The organism is Wolbachia endosymbiont of Drosophila leontia, assembly GCF_028981785.1.
Taxonomy (GTDB): Bacteria; Pseudomonadota; Alphaproteobacteria; order Rickettsiales; family Anaplasmataceae; genus Wolbachia; species Wolbachia pipientis.
This window is the reverse complement of the sequence record NZ_JAPQLK010000074.1, coordinates 1-17186: the sequence shown is the minus strand read 5'-3', so window position 1 is coordinate 17186 and position 17186 is coordinate 1. Positions and strand designations below refer to the sequence as shown.

Here is a 17186-nt window from a genome sequence, read left to right as displayed (position 1 = left end):
CCAGTATTGGTCTAATTTTTTCAAATTGTTCTTTACTTATATCTCTTGGATAGCTTTTTTGCATAGATATACCTCTTTCTTAACTATGCTTATTTTACCTCATATTTTCGAGATCCTTAACAGGTTCTAAGACGCAGAGAGAAATACTAGAAGATGTAGAAGCAGAAAATAGAAATAGGATTCTCTTGTTTACTGGATCATATGTATTTGGTACTATTATAGTAGTTTCAGCAATATCACAATCCATTAATGCTCCAATAATATTAATAGCTTTATTAGTCGCTATTCTTTTATGCATCATATCAACACTTAGCAATCTAATAAGTAATAGCGTGGATCATGAAAATCATACTATTAGAAAACACAGTTCTTTAGGTCTTCTATTTCCATACTGGTCTGGAAAGGGCATGGTTGTATCAGTAGTAGAAAATAAGCTTGGTAAAAGGGAAAATGAACTAATATCTCTAATGAAAAAACTACTTAGTCCGCTTTGCAACTCATTTGACAGTAACCTTAAAAAAGCTTGCGATTTACTTGATAATAGTCTTTTAAAGCCTGCAAATATTAACATTAAAGAAACGCTTGATCACCTAAAAAAAATCAGAGAAGACATCAAAAAAGATTTAGATTGGCTACATGCAGAAATTTCAGAAGTTTTAAACAACACTAAAGAATTGACAAAAAAAGCACATTCACTAGATATTGAAGGTACTTTTTCTAGGTTAGAGAATGCTATTAAAATTGCTGAAGATAAGATTGAACGATTTGAACCAAGCCGCTTTGTAGGCTGGCTTCAATCAACTACGCAGTCTAATAATAACGAGTTCCTTAGCATGCTAAAAAAGTTAAAAGAGGATACAGAAGAGGAAAAAACGGAATTGAAGGAGCAATTAAACGTAGTAAGGGATGAATTAGAAGAAATAAAAAAGAAGCAAGCTCAACCAAGTACGCCTGATTTAGAAGCTAACAATGGGAATAATACTAATAAATTATTAGTATTAGAAAATAAAGTCAAAGAACTACGTGACACAGTTAGAAAGTTAGAGCTGGAAGCAGAACAAAATAAGCTGCAGCAAAAGAAGGAAAAGTTAGAGCAAAAAAAATCTGAACAAGAAAAAACAGATGAATGGAAAGAAAAAATCAACGGCAAACCAAGTGACTTTCTATATTATTTATTGGAATCTATTAAGCTGGAAGAAAAAGATAATAAAGAAAAAAAGGTTGAGGCAACATTACGAGATTTTGATAATAAAGTTACAATCTACTGGAAAGATGGCTCTCAAACAATTTGCCATATTAAAAAACAAGGTGATCTGCAAATTGAGTCTAGTGCAACAATGTTTACAGACCCAAATGTTCAAGCAGCATGGGAAATGGCGCGGGGTAAATCACTATAGATCACTCAATAATAACCTTAAGTGTTAATAATGATAAAGAGAAATTAAGGTTAGACACCTATATAGCTGAAAAATGCAACATATCACGCAGTAAAGCTCAAAGATTGATACAAAATGGGCAGGTGAAATTACTTGGCATACCGATAATTAATAATGATCACATAGTAAAACCAGGTGAAGAGTATGTAGTACATCTCGTTCAACCTGACATATCCACATCAATTGAGCCTAATTATGACATAAAACTTGATATCGTCTATGAAGATGAGGACATTATAGTTCTGAGTAAACAAAGTGGATTAACAGTGCACCCAGGTGCTGGGACAAACAATGATACGCTTTTGAACGCAGTTATCGCTCACCTTAATGTAAGACCAGGAATTGTTCATAGACTCGATAAAGATACTAGTGGGCTAATGGTAATTGCAAAAAATGAAGCAACCCATAGTTTTTTGTCTGAATTGTTATCGAATCGCAAAATAAAGCGGGAATACTTAGCAGTAGTTTGGGGAACATTATCTTCTCAGCAAGGCACGATAAAAACTAACATTGCTCCCAAACGCAGTAATAAAGAAATGATGTGTGTAACAAAAATCACAGGCAAATTAGCAATCACTCACTATTTAGTGCAAAAAGTTATAGGACAAGTAAGCCTCGTTAAATGCACTTTAGAGACAGGCAGAACACACCAAATTCGAGTCCACATGAGCCACATAGGACATTCCATAGTTGGTGATCAAGTTTATGGAAAAAATAGTAGTAAAAGCACAAAATATGCTAAAAACTCTAGTTTCATTCGTAATTTCAATAGACAAGCACTACATGCTTATACACTGGGCTTATACCACCCAAAAAGTAAGGAATACATGGAATTTGTCTCTGATTTACCGCAAGATATAAAAACTTTAATTGGTGAGTTTGACAACATATCTTAATAACATTCGTATTAACCTGTCAATATTATCATCCATGTTATCAGGAAGTTAATTGATGAAAGAAAAACTGCTGCACTACCTAGATCTTTCACTTTTTTTGAAAGTATGTGTTGTTCACTGGAAATACGCTCAATTGTCGTTTCAAAAGCAGTGTTAACAATTTCCACAATTAACACCAGGAATAGACTGCTTATCATTACTGCACGTTCTAGATTACTTCCATCCAAAACAAACAAAATTGAGACACATACTATAAAAAGCAGTAACTCCTGTCTGAACGCAATTTCTGATATAAAAGCTGATTTTATTCCTTCACAAGAGTATTGAATTGCTTTTATTAGACGAATAATGCCCTTCTTCATTATTATTCACAAAACCCTTTAATCAAAATTTTAACTCATTTGGATTTGCTACACCCTATAGCATTTTTATCATTTGTTCACCCTATTGGTTTTGAAATTAAGATTTACCGCAACTACAATAAGTACTCTTATCATCACATTTTGGTGTTAAGTCAGGATAGAACGTGAGTATAGCATCATTCTTTCTTACAAACACTGATTGATAATCGTCATCTTCCATTTCATATAGACACATTCCATCTTTTCCTAATTCCTTAAACGCCTTAGTTGCAGAAATTATCGGCATGAAGGTTATATGCATATCCATTTGGGCATTTAACTTTCACTTCCCCATCCTTACCTAAATATTTCATTCCAAATGTATAAACTGGCGGCTTAATATCTGATTTATTGCATAGGGACTTATCATTCCAAATTGCACCTGCCCATTTATCTTCTTGAGCTTCAACATATCTACCTACAAAATGCATACCACCTAGTTTATCGTTTGGCTCACCACAAAAAATATGTCCAAACCCTATAGTTTCTTTTTCACTTTCACTATTTGTAAACCAAATGTTAGCCAGTTCATCTTTAAGTAACTCCAAATCCGCATCTGGCGTAATCACTTATATATTCCTTTCACTACTTCTTGATGCTGCGGACAACTAAGTAAAATTTTGAAATCTTCTTTATCTGGATGTGCTCCCCAATCTCCACAAACTTTCAACACTCCTCTATCAAAGTCAGTTAATTCTGGAAACGGTGGCTGGTTGTGAACTGAAAAATGGTTCAAAATTGACCTCAACATTTTCTTCTACATAGCCGGTGTGAAAATAATGATCCATAATATAAAAAATAAACCCTATTATTGGTATTATTAAACGCAAAATTAGTTTAACTGTCTTCGACATAATCACGTTCACAAAAAAGCTAGCTTGCAAGAAACAATTTAAAAAAGTTTTAATCTAATCATTTTTGCAGAGCAGCAACTCCTGGCATTTCGTCACCACCCAGCCAACTTAAAAACGCTCCTCCACCAGTGGAAACACATGTAAAATCCTTATCGGTAAGGCCTGCAGCGCTTATTGCAGATAGGCTATCACCTCCCCCTATTATGCTGGTTAACTTTCCTTTGTGCGTTAAGTCACTTACGACTTTCATTACCCCTATTGTACCATTTGCAAAAGCTGAATGTTCAAAAACACCAATAGGTCCATTCCACAGCAGAGTCTTACTGCTCGCTATTATACTGCTTATTGTACTCAAAGTTTGTGATCCGATATCCAAAATTATATCACCGTCCAAAATGGACTCAGTTTTTCTTGAAATACTAGTGCTGTAATCAGAGTTTATTGCAACCAAAACGTCTTCCGGTACAATTATTTTGCAATTGTTTTTATTTGCTGTTTCAACAATATTATGTAGAAGGTCGTCAACACCATTTTGAAAGAAAGATTTTCCTATATTTACTTTGCTAAATGACAAAAAATTATTAGCAATCGCACCACCGAGAACTAGGTAATCAACCTTTTCTGTTAGCTTCATAAGCACTTTTATTTTAGTTGATATTTTAGCTCCCCCAACTATCGCAGTAATAGGTTTAGCTTTAAACGATACAGCTTTTTCAAGATACTTTAGCTCATCTTGCAAGCAAAATCCTGCATAGGAAGGTAAAAACTCTGTAATGCGTGAAATAGAAGCGTGAGCTCTGTGAGAGCAAGAAAATGCATCATTTACATATATATCCGCCAGAGATGCTAATTGTCTGGCAAAGTTTGCATCATTCTCCTTTTCCCCTTCATAAAATCTTAGATTCTCCAGTAATATTATATCTCCTGCATCCACAGCACTCACTGCTTTTTGCACTTTTTCACCAACGCAATCATCAATGAATTTCACTTTTTTATTTAGTAACTGTGATAAAATGTCAATTATATTTTTTAGTGACAGATTATCGTCTCTAGCCTTTGGGCGTCCGAAATGCGATATAATAATAATCTTTGCACTCGCATTCACTAAATACTGAATAGTAGGCAATGCTCTCAAAATACGAGTGACGTCACGAATTTCTCCATCTTTTGTAGGGACATTGAAGTCAACTCTGAGTAAGACGGTTTTATTGTGAAGATCACAATTTTCCATACTAGGTATATTCATTACAAAATTGAAGCTATAAAGTCACTATACAGCAGCTTGATCTAAAGTAAAGTTTTAAGCTTACGAACGTTTAAGGAAATTTGCATGCCAAACGCTTGACACTGGAACCTTATCGTCATGCCATCACGAACCGTCATACCGCCGGGTATCTCTTAGCCGCTAACACGTAGCGGGATACTTGACCTTTACAGGGATGACGATTGTCGTTTAGCCATAAATATTTAAGAAATTTACTAAACAGAAAAAAAGGCAGAAGAAACCCTAGGGTAGCTAATTATTCACTATCCATTTTTTAAGTTGGCGTTTTTTGATGTTTTAAATAGCGTATTTCAGCTTGTATAGGTAAAAACCTAGAAATTTGATAAAGACATAGAGTGCACATAGTGCAAAAAATTAAACATGAGACGCCAGATACGTTGAGTTTTTTTGTCATCTAATCTGTACAGAGAAGATAAATAAATAGCTTCAGTTTTATGATAAGGGAGCTGGCGAAGGGTGTCAAGTAAGTTTTGCATTTGATCCGTTTCTATGACTTAGATGCCAGTGCCTGCTACTTGACTCTCGGCTGGGTCAAATTTGTATAGCTACATTGTCGGTAAATCTAAATTGCTTTAATAATTTTGATTGAAAAATAGTTTTTCTATTATATAAATGCTACTTTAGGGTAATCAAAATGGAAGACGATAAACATAGCCTAGGTTTAAGGGTTATCCATTGGCTGATGGCTATTTTTATTATCGGCATGCTTTGCTCTGGACTTTATATGAAAAGCTTACCACTTAGCAATGAAATTAAGTTCAACATATACGCTATTCATAAGGCTTGCGGTATCACTATTCTTGGATTAATCATAGTACGCATATTTTTTCGCGTCTTTACTTATGTTCCACCACTTCCAGCAAATTTTTCTCGGTTTGTAATCAATATAAGTAAAGCAGTACACTTTGGTTTATATTCTTTGATGGTGCTAATGCCACTATCTGGCTATGTCATGTCTTCTGCTTCTGGCAAACAGATCAAATATTTTTTTCATATCCCTTTGTTGATTAATCAAAACAAAGATCTAGCTAACACGGCTAACGAGCTACATTCGATGCTTGCATATTTTATAGTACTCTTTATAATCTTACATATGCTTGGCGCCTTAAAACACACATTTATAGGTAAACAAAACATTTTTAAACGTATGATATAGGTTATATGTTAAGTAGCCTCTGGAAAAAAGGAACAGATTTTCTTGGCAGTGAGTTTGCTATAATGGGTGGTGCTATGAGCTGGGTTTCAGAGAGAAACTTGGTCTCAGCAATCTCAAACGCTGGTGGTTTTGGTGTGATTGCATGTGGTACAATGTTCCCAGACTTACTGGAAAAAGAAATCATAGAGACACAGAAGTTAACTAACAAGCCATTTGGTGTAAATCTAATTACTATGCACCCAAAGTTGAGTGAGTTGATAGATGTGTGTATTGAAACGAAAGTGAGCCATATAGTGCTTGCCGGTGGACTGCCAACAAAGCCTAATATAGAAAAAATCAAGGGTGCAGGCATTAAAGTTATGTGCTTTGCACCAGCATTAAGCCTTGCGAAAAGGTTAGTAAAAATGGGAGTAGATGCATTAATAATAGAAGGAATGGAAGCAGGTGGGCATATAGGTCCAGTTAGTACTTCTGTTCTTGCACAAGAGATATTGCCTCATTTTAAAAATGAACAAATACCAGTGTTTGTTGCAGGTGGAATAGGAAGAGGTGAAATGATAGTTAATTACCTGAAAATGGGAGCAAGTGGCTGTCAAATAGGTACATTATTTGTCTGCACTAATGAGTCAATTGCCCACAAAAATTTTAAGGAAGTGTTTATTAAATCGGCCGCACGTAATACAAGACCTTCTGTACAGATAAGTGCTGATTTTCCTGTAATTCCTGTAAGAGCTATAGCCAACAAAGCAAGCGATGACTTCATGAAGCGTCAAAAAGAAGTTATTGATGAATACCAAAAGGGACAGATCTCAAAAGAAGATGGGCAGCTTGAAATAGAAAAGTTCTGGGCTGGAGCTTTAAGAAGGGCAGTGATTGAAGGAGATGTTGAAACAGGATCTTTAATGGCCGGCCAAAGTGTTGGCATGGTTGATAGGGAAAAGCCTGTAAAAGAAGTGATAGATATATTAGTTCAACAAGCAAACAATCATATTGAACGCAAATCTGTAGAAGTAGAAAGCCCAGAAAGCAAATAGTTAAGCGACCTTCCAATAAGCAAGTTGCCGCAATTATTTATAATATGGCATAATTGCCCAGTTTTAATGTAAAATTAACGCTAAAAAGGTATCTATACATTTTATTATGTATGGAGGAATGTTATGCACAGTCCCTTTAAAAAACCTATGAGTAAGGAAGGAGATATTAACCAACAATTGAGCAACACTATATACAAAAAGGTAACAGCAGAAAATTATCAAGAAAATCAAGATGAGACTTCCAAAGAATGCAAAAGGTTGTTCAAGCAGGGAGCTAGTCCTAAAACATTGGCTGAATTGGAAAAAATACTGAGAGAACGACAAAATGAGCAGGCTATTGCAAAACACTTAGAGTCATCCAAGCAAGGAACTAGTCCTGAAGCATTAGCTGAGTTAGAAAAATCAGTGGGGAAAAAAAGAGAACATTATAATAATTATATCCAACACTTTCTTCCAGCGTTGAAAGCAGAAATAACAGAGTCAAAAAAACTAGACTCAAAAAAAAAGGCAGCAATAGTACAAACAATTTTGGATATTACTAACAGGAGCAGCAGTGTAAGCTCAATACCAAATGCTGTTGAAGAAAATATTGAAGATCAAATGCAGCTAAAACATATTGAAGAGCAAAACAACACACAAGAAACACCCTTGAATGTAGCTGAGAAAAAAAGTGGTGATAATAAAATACTTAGTAATTCAGATGTTACAGAGGAAGTGTTTGAAAAATATAGCAAGGTTGTGAAAGAAATAGAGGAGAAGCAAACTTCTAAACTCAGTAGTGGCAATGACTCAGATAGTGGAATAGACTCACCTAGAACGAGTAAAGAAAGTTTGAAATCATCAGTAAGTAGCAGAAGGAGCAGTTTAACTTTAGTAACAAGCACTTCATCTGAGGAAAGTTTAAACTCAACATTGAGCTCTGTTGAAGGAGATAATGGCTTACAACCAGAGGATGAAGGAGAGACAAAATTAGCACACCTAACTAAAACAAGGTCCAAAGGGCCAAGTGGACGAAGATCTCCTTCTAAATATAATAAAAAGATTGAAGATCAAGTTGAGAAAGAGTCACCACAGGTGTCATCCCAGTGCGTGACACTGGGATCCAGAGAAAAAGAAAGTGTGGATACAAATAGTCAAACTACTCAGATGACAGGCAGCCAGGCAAAAGATTCAATGCAACCCGAAGAAAAAAGAGACAGAAAAAACGCCATTACAATCGTGCAGAAATTTCCTTTGAATAAGAAAAAGGGTGAAGATACTCCACTTGAAAAACAACCCAATAACAGAAATCTTCACGTTGCATTTGTAGCAGGTTGTGCTCTCTCCACAATAGGGTGCATTGTTGCAGGAGCAATGACATCAGGATTGATAGGAGCAGGACTACTTGCTATGGTTGCAGTGCTTGCTATAGCAGCAGTAGCTGAATTGCATTCAAACTTCCTATCAAGTAAATTAACATCCATTAATGTGAGTCCTCTTGTTGATGATAAGAGCTTACAGCATGTTCGCAGCGGTAAAAATTAAATATGTGTTACTTGTAGTGGATAAGTGAATTCAGTTCTTGCCTATTGATATAAAAGTTGTTATATCTGGGGAATGTTTAAAAGGTGTTTAGTTGATGCGCATTCAATTGAATAAAGTTTTGGTTTTTATAGCCTTATTAAGTTTCATTTTTGCGTCATATTCTAGCGAAGCAAGTTCGGCGAGTGATGAATTAAAGGGTATACAAGAAACGGTAAAAAATTTTATTTCTTCATTTTCAGTTAAAGATACTGTAGAAAATATGAGTCCTTCAACAATCATAGGGTTGTGTATAGCTGCAGTGATACTTGCAGTAGTGTTCAGAGGTCTAATCTTTTTTATGATAATGTTTGGTGTACTGGTCCTGATGTTCGGTAGTACAGAAAAGGCAACAGACTACTTAAAAGAAAAATTTAACTTTACAAAAGATATAAAATTACAATCCGATAGCGAAAAAAAAGATAAAAATTAGGATAGTATTTTTATCTTTTTTAATTATCTTTATTGAATACGCATATGCAGTTAAAAGTACCAACAGTTAACTCTAAGCTTAAAAAAAAGAACAACTTAGCATTACTAGAAAGCATTGATTTAGATTTTGTTCCTTATGCTTGTCATTACGATGAAGAAACCATACTCACAAAACAGGGAGAATTGTTAAAAATAATCAAGTTAGAAGATTATTCTTCTGTTGATAACTACAGCGACCTCAGAACTGAAATTAGAAAAAGCATATCAAAAAATATTAATAGCCTGTATTTTACCGTTTGGATTCATACCGTTAGAAAGCGCAATAAACTGAGCTTGAAATGGAATAAAACTGAAGACTTCTCTGACAACCTACATTCAACGTGGTTTAATAAACTAACTGATAGTAAATTACAGTATATAAATGAACTATACATTGTAATATTGTTTAGCGATTTTGGCAAGCATACTAATAATTCGTTTTTTTTCAATAGAATAAAGAATAAGCATAAGTTGTCTTTACAAGAAAGCCATCAGGAGTTGCAAAAGATAACTGACGTAATTCAAAATGATTTAGGACCTTTTGGAGCTAAAAAACTGAGTCTAAGGTTTAGTGAAGGTAAAATATATTCTGAAATGATAGAATTTCTCCACTATATTGTTACATTAACGCACAAAGATTATCCAATACATGAAAGGGGCCTGTCGCAATATATTAGAAATTTTAAAATAGCTTTTGGTTTCAATACGTTTCAAACAATATTTGAAAATCAACAGAAATTTGGCTCTATTTTCAGCATAAAAGAATACCGGGAAATCTCTTTAGGTAATATAGATAGATGCTTGCAGCTTGAATCTGAATTTATCATTACAGAAATAATGATATTTACTAGTAATAACAAAGCAATAAAAGAATTTAAAAAACAAATCAACATGCTGCAAATTAGTGAGGATAATACCTTACTTAAAAGCTCAGGAATTGAAGAAATAATAGAGCTTGAAAAGACCTCTAGTATAGACTTCTGCCAACAGAAAATTATTTTTACAATATTTGCAGATGATAGGAATAAGTTAGCTGAAAGTATTAGTGATTTATCTTCTATAATGTCATTAGTTGGCTTCATGATGTTTAGAACTGATTTACATATGGAAAGTCATTTTTGGGCACAACTTCCAGGCAATTTTGCTTTTATTACGCAACCGAAAAATATCTTAACAAAATACGCTTGCAGCTTTGCTATGCTGCACGATTTTACGTCAGGTACATTAAAAGGAAGAAGGTGGAAAGAAGCGGTAATGATTTTTTTCTCAAAAAAAGGAAATCCTTACTTCTTTAATTTTCATGGAAAAAGAAATAATGGCCATACTACGATACTCGGAGCTCCAAATTCAGGCAGAACTTCACTCATTAATTTTCTATTATCAGAATCAAGAAAGTTTAACCCAAGAATTGTCATATTGGATAACACTGGAAAATCAATAATTTTTACTAAAGCAGTGAGTGGTAAATATTACATAATCGATCCAAAATATAAGGACAAAAGCCTAAAATTTAATCCACTAAACATTGAAGATAGTGCTTCCAATCGCAATATGTTGGTTGAACTGATCAGAAGAATGGTAGCCGATGCGAGCTTGGTGGACGTAGAAGAAAAGATAAGAAAAATCGTGGATTCTATATTTGCTATACCAAGGGAATCGCGTTCTATTTCACAAATTTCTGAGGTGCTCTTGCTTCTCGAGGGTAAGATAAGTAGATGGTGTGACGATGGTGACTTTGCTTACTTATTTCAAGATGGTAATGAATCAGATATTGACTGGGAAACAAAAATTATATCTCTCAACACCGCAAACCTTACAAAACAAAAGGAATGTATGTCCGTGATACTTTACTATTTTTTATATTCTTTTGAGGCAAAATGTGATGGCTCACCTGCAATACTTGTTTTGGATGAAGCATGGGAGATAAGTAATATTTTTCCTACAGAGAAAGAGTTTGATAACTGGATGCAAAGAATGACGGAACTAAATGTTGTAGTAATCCTAAGTACTGAGAATTTAAATCTCGCATTTGCTAGCAAATTTACTCAATATTTAGATAAACATGTTGATACAAGAATCTTGATGCCGAACGTCAATGCAAATAGATTATACATGAAGGCATTTTCTCTATCGAAAGAGGAGCTGAATATAGTTCTGCAGACGCCAACACAGGAAGGTTTATTTTTGATAAAACAGTACAAAGGATTAGTAACCTTAAATCTGGATTTGAAGGATATGCAAGAAATACATGTACTTTCAGCTAACAAAGAGACTATAAAGTATATGTATGAGGCAATAAAAGAAAAAGGAGAAGAAGTTAATGAGTGGTTACCGGTATTTTATGAGAAGTGTAAAGCTTAATTTCTTATTGATGTTTTTTTTGATACTTGGTCTTTCGTATCAAGGATATGCTGATTGTCCAACATTTGTAGAAAGTAATACTTGGTGGGAAGCAATAGTTGGTGGAGATTGGGTAAAGGAAATTAAGGTGCAAGCAATAAAAGATCAAGGAGTTGATGGTTACTTTAATCCCAAAATTAGAGTATGTGCTTATGATGGACAAAGTTATTGTTATGGCTTACAAAGTGGGGAATCCTGCCGCCAGATATATGGAACGCAAGGTACAGGAGCTGGAGTTTCTGCTGCAGCTTTTATCGACTGGGAAGGAGATAAAACAAAAGCTGGAGGAGAAATTGCTCGGGGTCTTAAATGGGAATGGGCAGACGGTGTTACTGATGAGGAAAAAAGAAGATTCGCTAACTCTCCTAAAATATGTGCTTGCAGTCAAAAAGGGGCTTGTATGTCAGGAATTTCTTCATGGGGTTCTAGAGTATTTTCGGGTGAGAATATTTTCCGTCCTGGGGAGATGGAAAAAGTCTGTGATACCTGCTACCAAACGGCAGTAAAATGTGCTCCTGTGCCACTTGCACCTAGCCCTCCTTCATTCTGTGAACAACTTGCGATGTCACCTCCACAAGTTAGAATTGTTCCTATAACAAATGAAGATAATGATTACTTCGATCCAAGAGTCGGGGTGATAATTAGCGGACTGGAGGAAAGAAAAGAGTTAGGTTTTCCACACGTTGTTTCAAATAATGAGAACATTCCAAATCACTCATATACTGTTACAGATAAGGATACTCACTATTACTTCAAAACCTATAGAAAAAAGGGCCAGCTCTGCGCTGAATACCATGGAACTCAAAGTATAGACAAAAAAAATCCACAGTTCGTCCGCTGTTTCCCGGTACCACCTGCTCCAGAGCCTGAGATAGTGAAGGTAGCAAATGAAAACACGCTAGAAATAAAAATGAAGATGAGCGAGAGCACTTGTACTTATAGAGCACATGGAGTCTACAGCAATGGTGTCTGTACTTTCAATGTTATCACTAATTCTACTAAGAACATCGGCCCTCTATCTTTAAAAGTAGTAAAACCAGCAATAGTAGCAAAAACGACTGACAGTAGTAACACAAAAAGTTACATTGATAATATTATAGAAGGTATATTAGAAAGTAATCCGCAACAATTTAAAGTTCTGAAAGAATATGGCTATGTTCCTGATATTGAAACGGAATGTAAAGAGTTTCAGGGGAATAAGTGCAAATTGAACAACTTAGGACAACCAGAAATAGAAGTAAAGTATAAAGGAAATTCTAAAAGTAAAATGCTTTGTCTTTCTGGATGGCAGCCAGAACCAGAGGAGTTTGTTCTTGAAAGAGAAGGTAAGGTAGTACCACTAAAATCAATGGGAACAAAATATATTGAATACAATTCTGTTTATTCAAAAGAATCAAATCAGTTCTATTATCTTCCAAGCAAGGAAATAGGTGACCTTTTGAAAAGACCTCAAAATCAGTTGGATAAAATAATGTTTAATAAGCAAGGGTATGTTTTCTTCCCTGACGACAATAAACAGGAAAAGGGGAAATGCAGTTACTGTGTAAAAAGAAATGATAAGATAGACGACGCATTTAAATCTGATAAAGGACTGAAAGTAGTATACAAATTGACGGATGTAGAGCATAGAGAAAAATGTAATCAAGGTGACGATGGCTGCATCTGCTTTAATGGAACATGCAGCCGTTCAACACGATATGTAGACAAAGAAAACACCCAATCTTTTTATACAAAGATTTCACAAGATGCAAATGGCGTTGTCACGCAACAAGAAGCACCAATTAAAGCAAACAGAACAGAGGTTTTTTACGCTGATAAATTGTGTAGGTTCGATTTAGAAGGTCTCAAAGAGAAGTTAAAAGAGATAATCGAGAAACAACTGGAAAAAGAGAAACAAGAACCGGAAAAAAAGAGCGAAAAGTCCCATGTTTTTGGAAGTGGAGATTATGATGTGGATGGCTCACAAATAACATCTAGCCGTGTTGAAATAGAAGTGTGGGGATGTGGTGAAGCAGGTCACATAAAAGATACACCTTACACTTACACACCTAATTCCACTGAAAGTAGAGTAGGAATGCCAGGAGATTATATAAAAGCTGAATTGGAAATTGATCTTGATTATCCTATAATTAACATTAAAGTTGAACGGGGAGGAGGTAACAGGGAAAAGGAATATACAGATAAGGATGGGGGTCCTATTTTTATAAGAAAGTGTCGTTTAGGTAAACAAGAGTGCAAGGATTTAATCACTATGGGAGGCGGAGGCATCTATAAAATATATGAGTATAAGGATTATACCGAACCAATAATTGATGATAGTGTAAAATTAAAAGAAAAAACCACAACAACAGGATTGCGGGTTACTGAAGATAATAAAATAATATATATAGAAAATGGTGAAATCAAGCATGAAACAGTAAAGTGTAGCAAGGGTTTTGGAAGCAGTAAACCTGGTGCAGGTGGTTGCATTGATAAAAGTAAAAGAATTTATGGTAAAGGCTCTGCAGGGCAGGTGAAGGTAACGCCTATTATAAAGGGATTTGACATAAACATAATAAATGATGCTATTGAAAAAATGATAGGAAATCGATATGATCCCGGGGGGGTTAGGGATTTTTCGAGGAGTGAGTTTGACACGAGTTTAACTAAGATGATTGAAGAGGAACTCAAAAAAGAATTGTTAAGGTAAAAAGATATAACTCTGAAAATTATGCTCTCGTTTTAATAATTAATTAAAGTAAAGCATGTAGTAAATGGTGTAATTGCTGTATCTTAACAAAAAGGTATAACGAATGTAAGGAGGGTACTTTATGTCTCTAAAGAATAAAATTTCTGAGCTAATAGAACAACAATTTAGCATTAAATACCATGACAATTATTTGGCTTACGCTATACATAAGTGGGCTGCAAGCGAAATATCTAATTCTATTGCTTTTTGCATAATTGGTTGTGGAAATTGCAAGATTGGATATCAAGATGCTGCAAATTCGTTCAACATAACAAAAGAAGAAATTGAACAAGGCAATATTGCAAGCATAGAAAGTAAAATAAAAAATGAAGCTGAAAAATCAGGTAGCGAGTTTTCTGAGTTGATTTCTAGAATGGATCAATCGCTAAAAGAGCAGAGTGAAAAGTCTATTGTACAAATTTTAGATTCATCCGCTGAGGAGATGTTAAGGAGTTTCTGTGATAGCCCTGTACAGTCTCCAGAGCCTCAAGAACCCTCTGCTTCATCTGAAGAGCATGCTACAGAAGGCCCAGAAACTAGTGTTAATTCAGATCTTTTGTCAACCTAATCAACCCCATATATATGTTTTTTTTGTACCCATGCTTTGCGTTTTGGGGTGGAAAGAAAGCACCATTCTTCGTTGCATTTTTCTATCTTCATCACAACAAACTTGTCTATTTTCATAGTAATCTTGCTGTCTACACTCTGTTTTTGATATCCACAGGTATCTTCTTTTACAATCGCGTAGCGCTTATCACTAAGAAGATTGCCTTTTATCCATCCGCAGTCTTCATCTATATCGCAGACCTTTTTCCAACTCTCAAACTCCTCTATCACTTTCAGGGGCAGATTTTTGCAAGTGTATATCCATTTTACAGGATAGTGAAACCCTGGCCCCGTTCTCATGTTGATCTTATTTGATTTGGTTGAAACAAAGTTGTTAGCAAACAAGCTATGGCTAAATAATAAAAACAATAGGATAATAGTACTGAACCAAGATCCCAGTGTCACGCACTGGGATAACGTGAGGGATAGTGTAACAGACTTATTCATCATAATTCACGATTAGGTTGACATAAGATAAAGAGTAAATTAAAAATTGAATAGATCTTTAAATGCAAAATCAATGCCTATAGAAATATTAATGCCTGCTCTTTCACCAACAATGAGCAAAGCTAGAGGAAAAATTGTAAAGTGGCATAAAAAAGAACAAGACAAAGTTGAAGTAGGCGACGTAATTGCTGAGATAGAGACTGATAAAGCCATAATGGAGTTTGAATCTATAGATGAAGGAGTCATAGCAAAAATTTTAGTAACAGAAGGAACAAGTGGCGTGTCTGTAAATCAACCAATAGCTTTAATGCTGGAAGAAGGAGAAGATGAAAGTGCACTTAACAACTATACTTCAACTTCCATCAATAGTGCAGTTAAAAAGGAAGTGACAAAAAGTGCTGTTGATAATCAAAAATCAGAACACCAAGATTTAAACGGAAAGCCAATAAGTCATTCTTCGGTGTCATTCCAGCGCGTGACGCTGGAATCCAACCCCTCAATGTCATCCCAGTGCTTGACACTGGGATCTAGAAAAGAAGAATGGATCCCAGTGTCAGCTACTCAGATGACAGAGGGTTATGCAGAAGGTAGAACAAAAATAAGCCCATTAGCTAAGAAAATAGCTCAAAATGAAGGGGTTAATGTGCAGCAATTAAAAGGTACAGGACCATATGGTCGCATAATTAAGGCTGATGTGTTGGAGTTTTTAGGCAGTGGTATACATACTGAAAGTCCTGAGAAAGATACCATAGTTGAAGTAAGCAACATGCGCCAAGTGATAGCACAGCGCCTGACTGAATCAAAACAGAATGTTCCACATTTTTATTTAACTGTAGATTGCCAGGTTGATAAGTTAATATCGTTAAAAAACGAGATTAACTCAGCAGATGAAAACAATAAAGTAACAATTAATGATCTAATCATAAAAGCTGCAGCTTTCAGCATGAAAAAATTTCCTGATATAAATTCTTCGTGGATAGATAATAAAATACTGAGATATTCAAATATAGATATTTCAATCGCTGTGGCACTTGAAGATGGGCTAATTACTCCTATAGTAAAAAATGCTGATAAAAAGGGTATTTTATCTATATCAAAAGAAGTGAAAGATTTAGTAAGCAGAGCAAGATCTGGAAAATTGAAACCTGAAGAGTTTCAAGGAGGAGGGTTTACTATCTCCAACTTAGGGATGTTTGGTATAAAAGCCTTCAGTGCTATAATCAATCCGCCGCAATCTTGCATTATGGCAGTTGGTGCATCTAAAAAACAACCAATTGTTATGAATGAGAAAATAGAAATAGCAGAAATAATGACAGTAACGCTCTCTGTTGACCATAGAGCAGTTGATGGGGCACTCGGAGCAAAGTTTTTAAATGCCTTTAAGCATTATATAGAGAATCCTCTGGTGATGCTTATTGAAACTGAGGTAATCTATTAGCATTGTTATTACAAAATTAATACCTCTAAGTTTACACTTTTATTAGTTAATAGGTTTAGAGGTAAAAAAATGAATACTACAGTAGAAAAAAATAATCCAAAAATTTTTCCTCAAAATGAAGGAAAGATTAACTCAAAAGGCATGGTTGCCCCACCTGTTCCTCCGAAATCTTCCCAAGCTAAATTTGCTGGAATAAAAGCAATTTTTGAGCGAAATGTACCTCATTCTCAAGCAAATGATAGTAATAAAACAGTGAGTAGCAATCTTGGAAGAACATTTGGCCCAACAATGCAAAAACTCATGGAAGACAACATTCATAGCACTCCTAAGAACCTGTTAAGGATCTCGAAAATATGAGGTAAAATAAGCATAGTTAAGAAAGAGGTATATCTATGCAAAAAAGCTATCCAAGCGATATAAGTAAAGAACAATTTGAAAAAATTAGACCAATACTGGAGAGTAGCAGAAAGAAAA

The 17186-nt window shown here is 35.0% G+C and carries 14 protein-coding genes and 1 pseudogene; 11 read left to right on the top strand and 4 right to left on the bottom strand.

Annotation, left to right across the window (positions count from 1 at the left end; all coding sequences use genetic code 11):
• Positions 1-185 precede the first annotated feature (185 nt).
• Together OZD63_RS02475 and OZD63_RS02470 are read left to right on the top strand one after the other, a co-directional pair.
• Complete coding sequence (locus OZD63_RS02475) at positions 186-1397, top strand: hypothetical protein (protein ID WP_275008029.1); 1212 nt, start codon at positions 186-188, stop codon at positions 1395-1397.
• On the top strand, positions 1388-2332 hold the full coding sequence (locus OZD63_RS02470; RefSeq protein ID WP_274979411.1) for an RluA family pseudouridine synthase: 945 nt from the start codon (positions 1388-1390) through the stop codon (positions 2330-2332). The genes OZD63_RS02475 and OZD63_RS02470 overlap by 10 nt, the downstream gene beginning before the upstream one ends.
• Positions 2333-2343: 11 nt before the next feature.
• Here the strand turns inward: OZD63_RS02470 and OZD63_RS02465 are convergent, their stop codons facing one another.
• From OZD63_RS02465 to OZD63_RS02445, 3 genes and pseudogenes are all read right to left on the bottom strand, one after another.
• Positions 2344-2694, bottom strand: coding sequence for a diacylglycerol kinase (locus OZD63_RS02465; RefSeq protein ID WP_274979409.1), 351 nt, complete (start codon positions 2692-2694; stop codon positions 2344-2346).
• Positions 2695-2791: 97 nt separating this feature from the next.
• Positions 2792-3587, bottom strand: a pseudogene (locus OZD63_RS06265) (EndoU domain-containing protein).
• 58 nt (positions 3588-3645) lie between these two features.
• On the bottom strand, positions 3646-4833 hold the full coding sequence (locus OZD63_RS02445) for a phosphoglycerate kinase (RefSeq protein ID WP_274979407.1): 1188 nt from the start codon (positions 4831-4833) through the stop codon (positions 3646-3648).
• A 673-nt stretch (positions 4834-5506) separates the two neighbouring features.
• Between OZD63_RS02445 and OZD63_RS02440 the strand changes: the two genes are divergently transcribed.
• The 7 genes from OZD63_RS02440 to OZD63_RS02410 all read left to right on the top strand — a co-directional run bounded on the left by OZD63_RS02440 (position 5507) and on the right by OZD63_RS02410 (position 14789).
• The gene (locus OZD63_RS02440) at positions 5507-6028 is read left to right on the top strand and encodes a cytochrome b (RefSeq protein ID WP_275008028.1); all 522 of its coding nucleotides are present in this window, start codon (positions 5507-5509) and stop codon (positions 6026-6028) included.
• 5 nt (positions 6029-6033) lie between these two features.
• A complete protein-coding gene (locus OZD63_RS02435; protein ID WP_274979638.1) occupies positions 6034-7062 on the top strand; it encodes an NAD(P)H-dependent flavin oxidoreductase in 1029 nt (342 codons plus the stop codon).
• Between the two features lie 123 nt (positions 7063-7185).
• Positions 7186-8586, top strand: a complete 1401-nt coding sequence (locus OZD63_RS02430) for a hypothetical protein (protein ID WP_275008027.1) — start codon at positions 7186-7188, stop codon at positions 8584-8586.
• A 94-nt stretch (positions 8587-8680) separates the two neighbouring features.
• Positions 8681-9055 carry a hypothetical protein gene (locus OZD63_RS02425; RefSeq protein ID WP_253303543.1) on the top strand — a complete coding sequence of 125 codons (375 nt, stop codon included), beginning with the start codon at positions 8681-8683 and terminating at the stop codon, positions 9053-9055.
• 44 nt (positions 9056-9099) lie between these two features.
• Positions 9100-11454 (top strand): VirB4 family type IV secretion/conjugal transfer ATPase, encoded by a 2355-nt coding sequence (locus tag OZD63_RS02420; protein ID WP_274979640.1) that lies wholly within the window; start codon positions 9100-9102, stop codon positions 11452-11454.
• Positions 11435-14182, top strand: a complete 2748-nt coding sequence (locus OZD63_RS02415; protein WP_275008025.1) for a hypothetical protein — start codon at positions 11435-11437, stop codon at positions 14180-14182. The genes OZD63_RS02420 and OZD63_RS02415 overlap by 20 nt, the downstream gene beginning before the upstream one ends.
• Before the next feature lie 121 nt (positions 14183-14303).
• The gene (locus tag OZD63_RS02410; protein WP_182321229.1) at positions 14304-14789 is read left to right on the top strand and encodes a WBM0748 family T4SS-associated protein; all 486 of its coding nucleotides are present in this window, start codon (positions 14304-14306) and stop codon (positions 14787-14789) included.
• Here the strand turns inward: OZD63_RS02410 and OZD63_RS02405 are convergent.
• Entirely contained in the window at positions 14786-15277 is a 492-nt protein-coding gene (locus OZD63_RS02405) for an SH3 domain-containing protein (RefSeq protein WP_275008023.1), read from the bottom strand. The genes OZD63_RS02410 and OZD63_RS02405 overlap by 4 nt on opposite strands.
• A 70-nt stretch (positions 15278-15347) precedes the next feature.
• Here OZD63_RS02405 and OZD63_RS02400 point away from each other — a divergent pair, with 70 nt between their 5' ends.
• Together OZD63_RS02400 and OZD63_RS02395 are read left to right on the top strand one after the other, a co-directional pair.
• Positions 15348-16712, top strand: a complete 1365-nt coding sequence (locus OZD63_RS02400) for a pyruvate dehydrogenase complex dihydrolipoamide acetyltransferase (RefSeq protein WP_275008031.1) — start codon at positions 15348-15350, stop codon at positions 16710-16712.
• Positions 16713-16781: 69 nt separating this feature from the next.
• Entirely contained in the window at positions 16782-17069 is a 288-nt protein-coding gene (locus tag OZD63_RS02395; RefSeq protein WP_275008022.1) for a hypothetical protein, read from the top strand.
• Positions 17070-17186 lie beyond the last annotated feature (117 nt).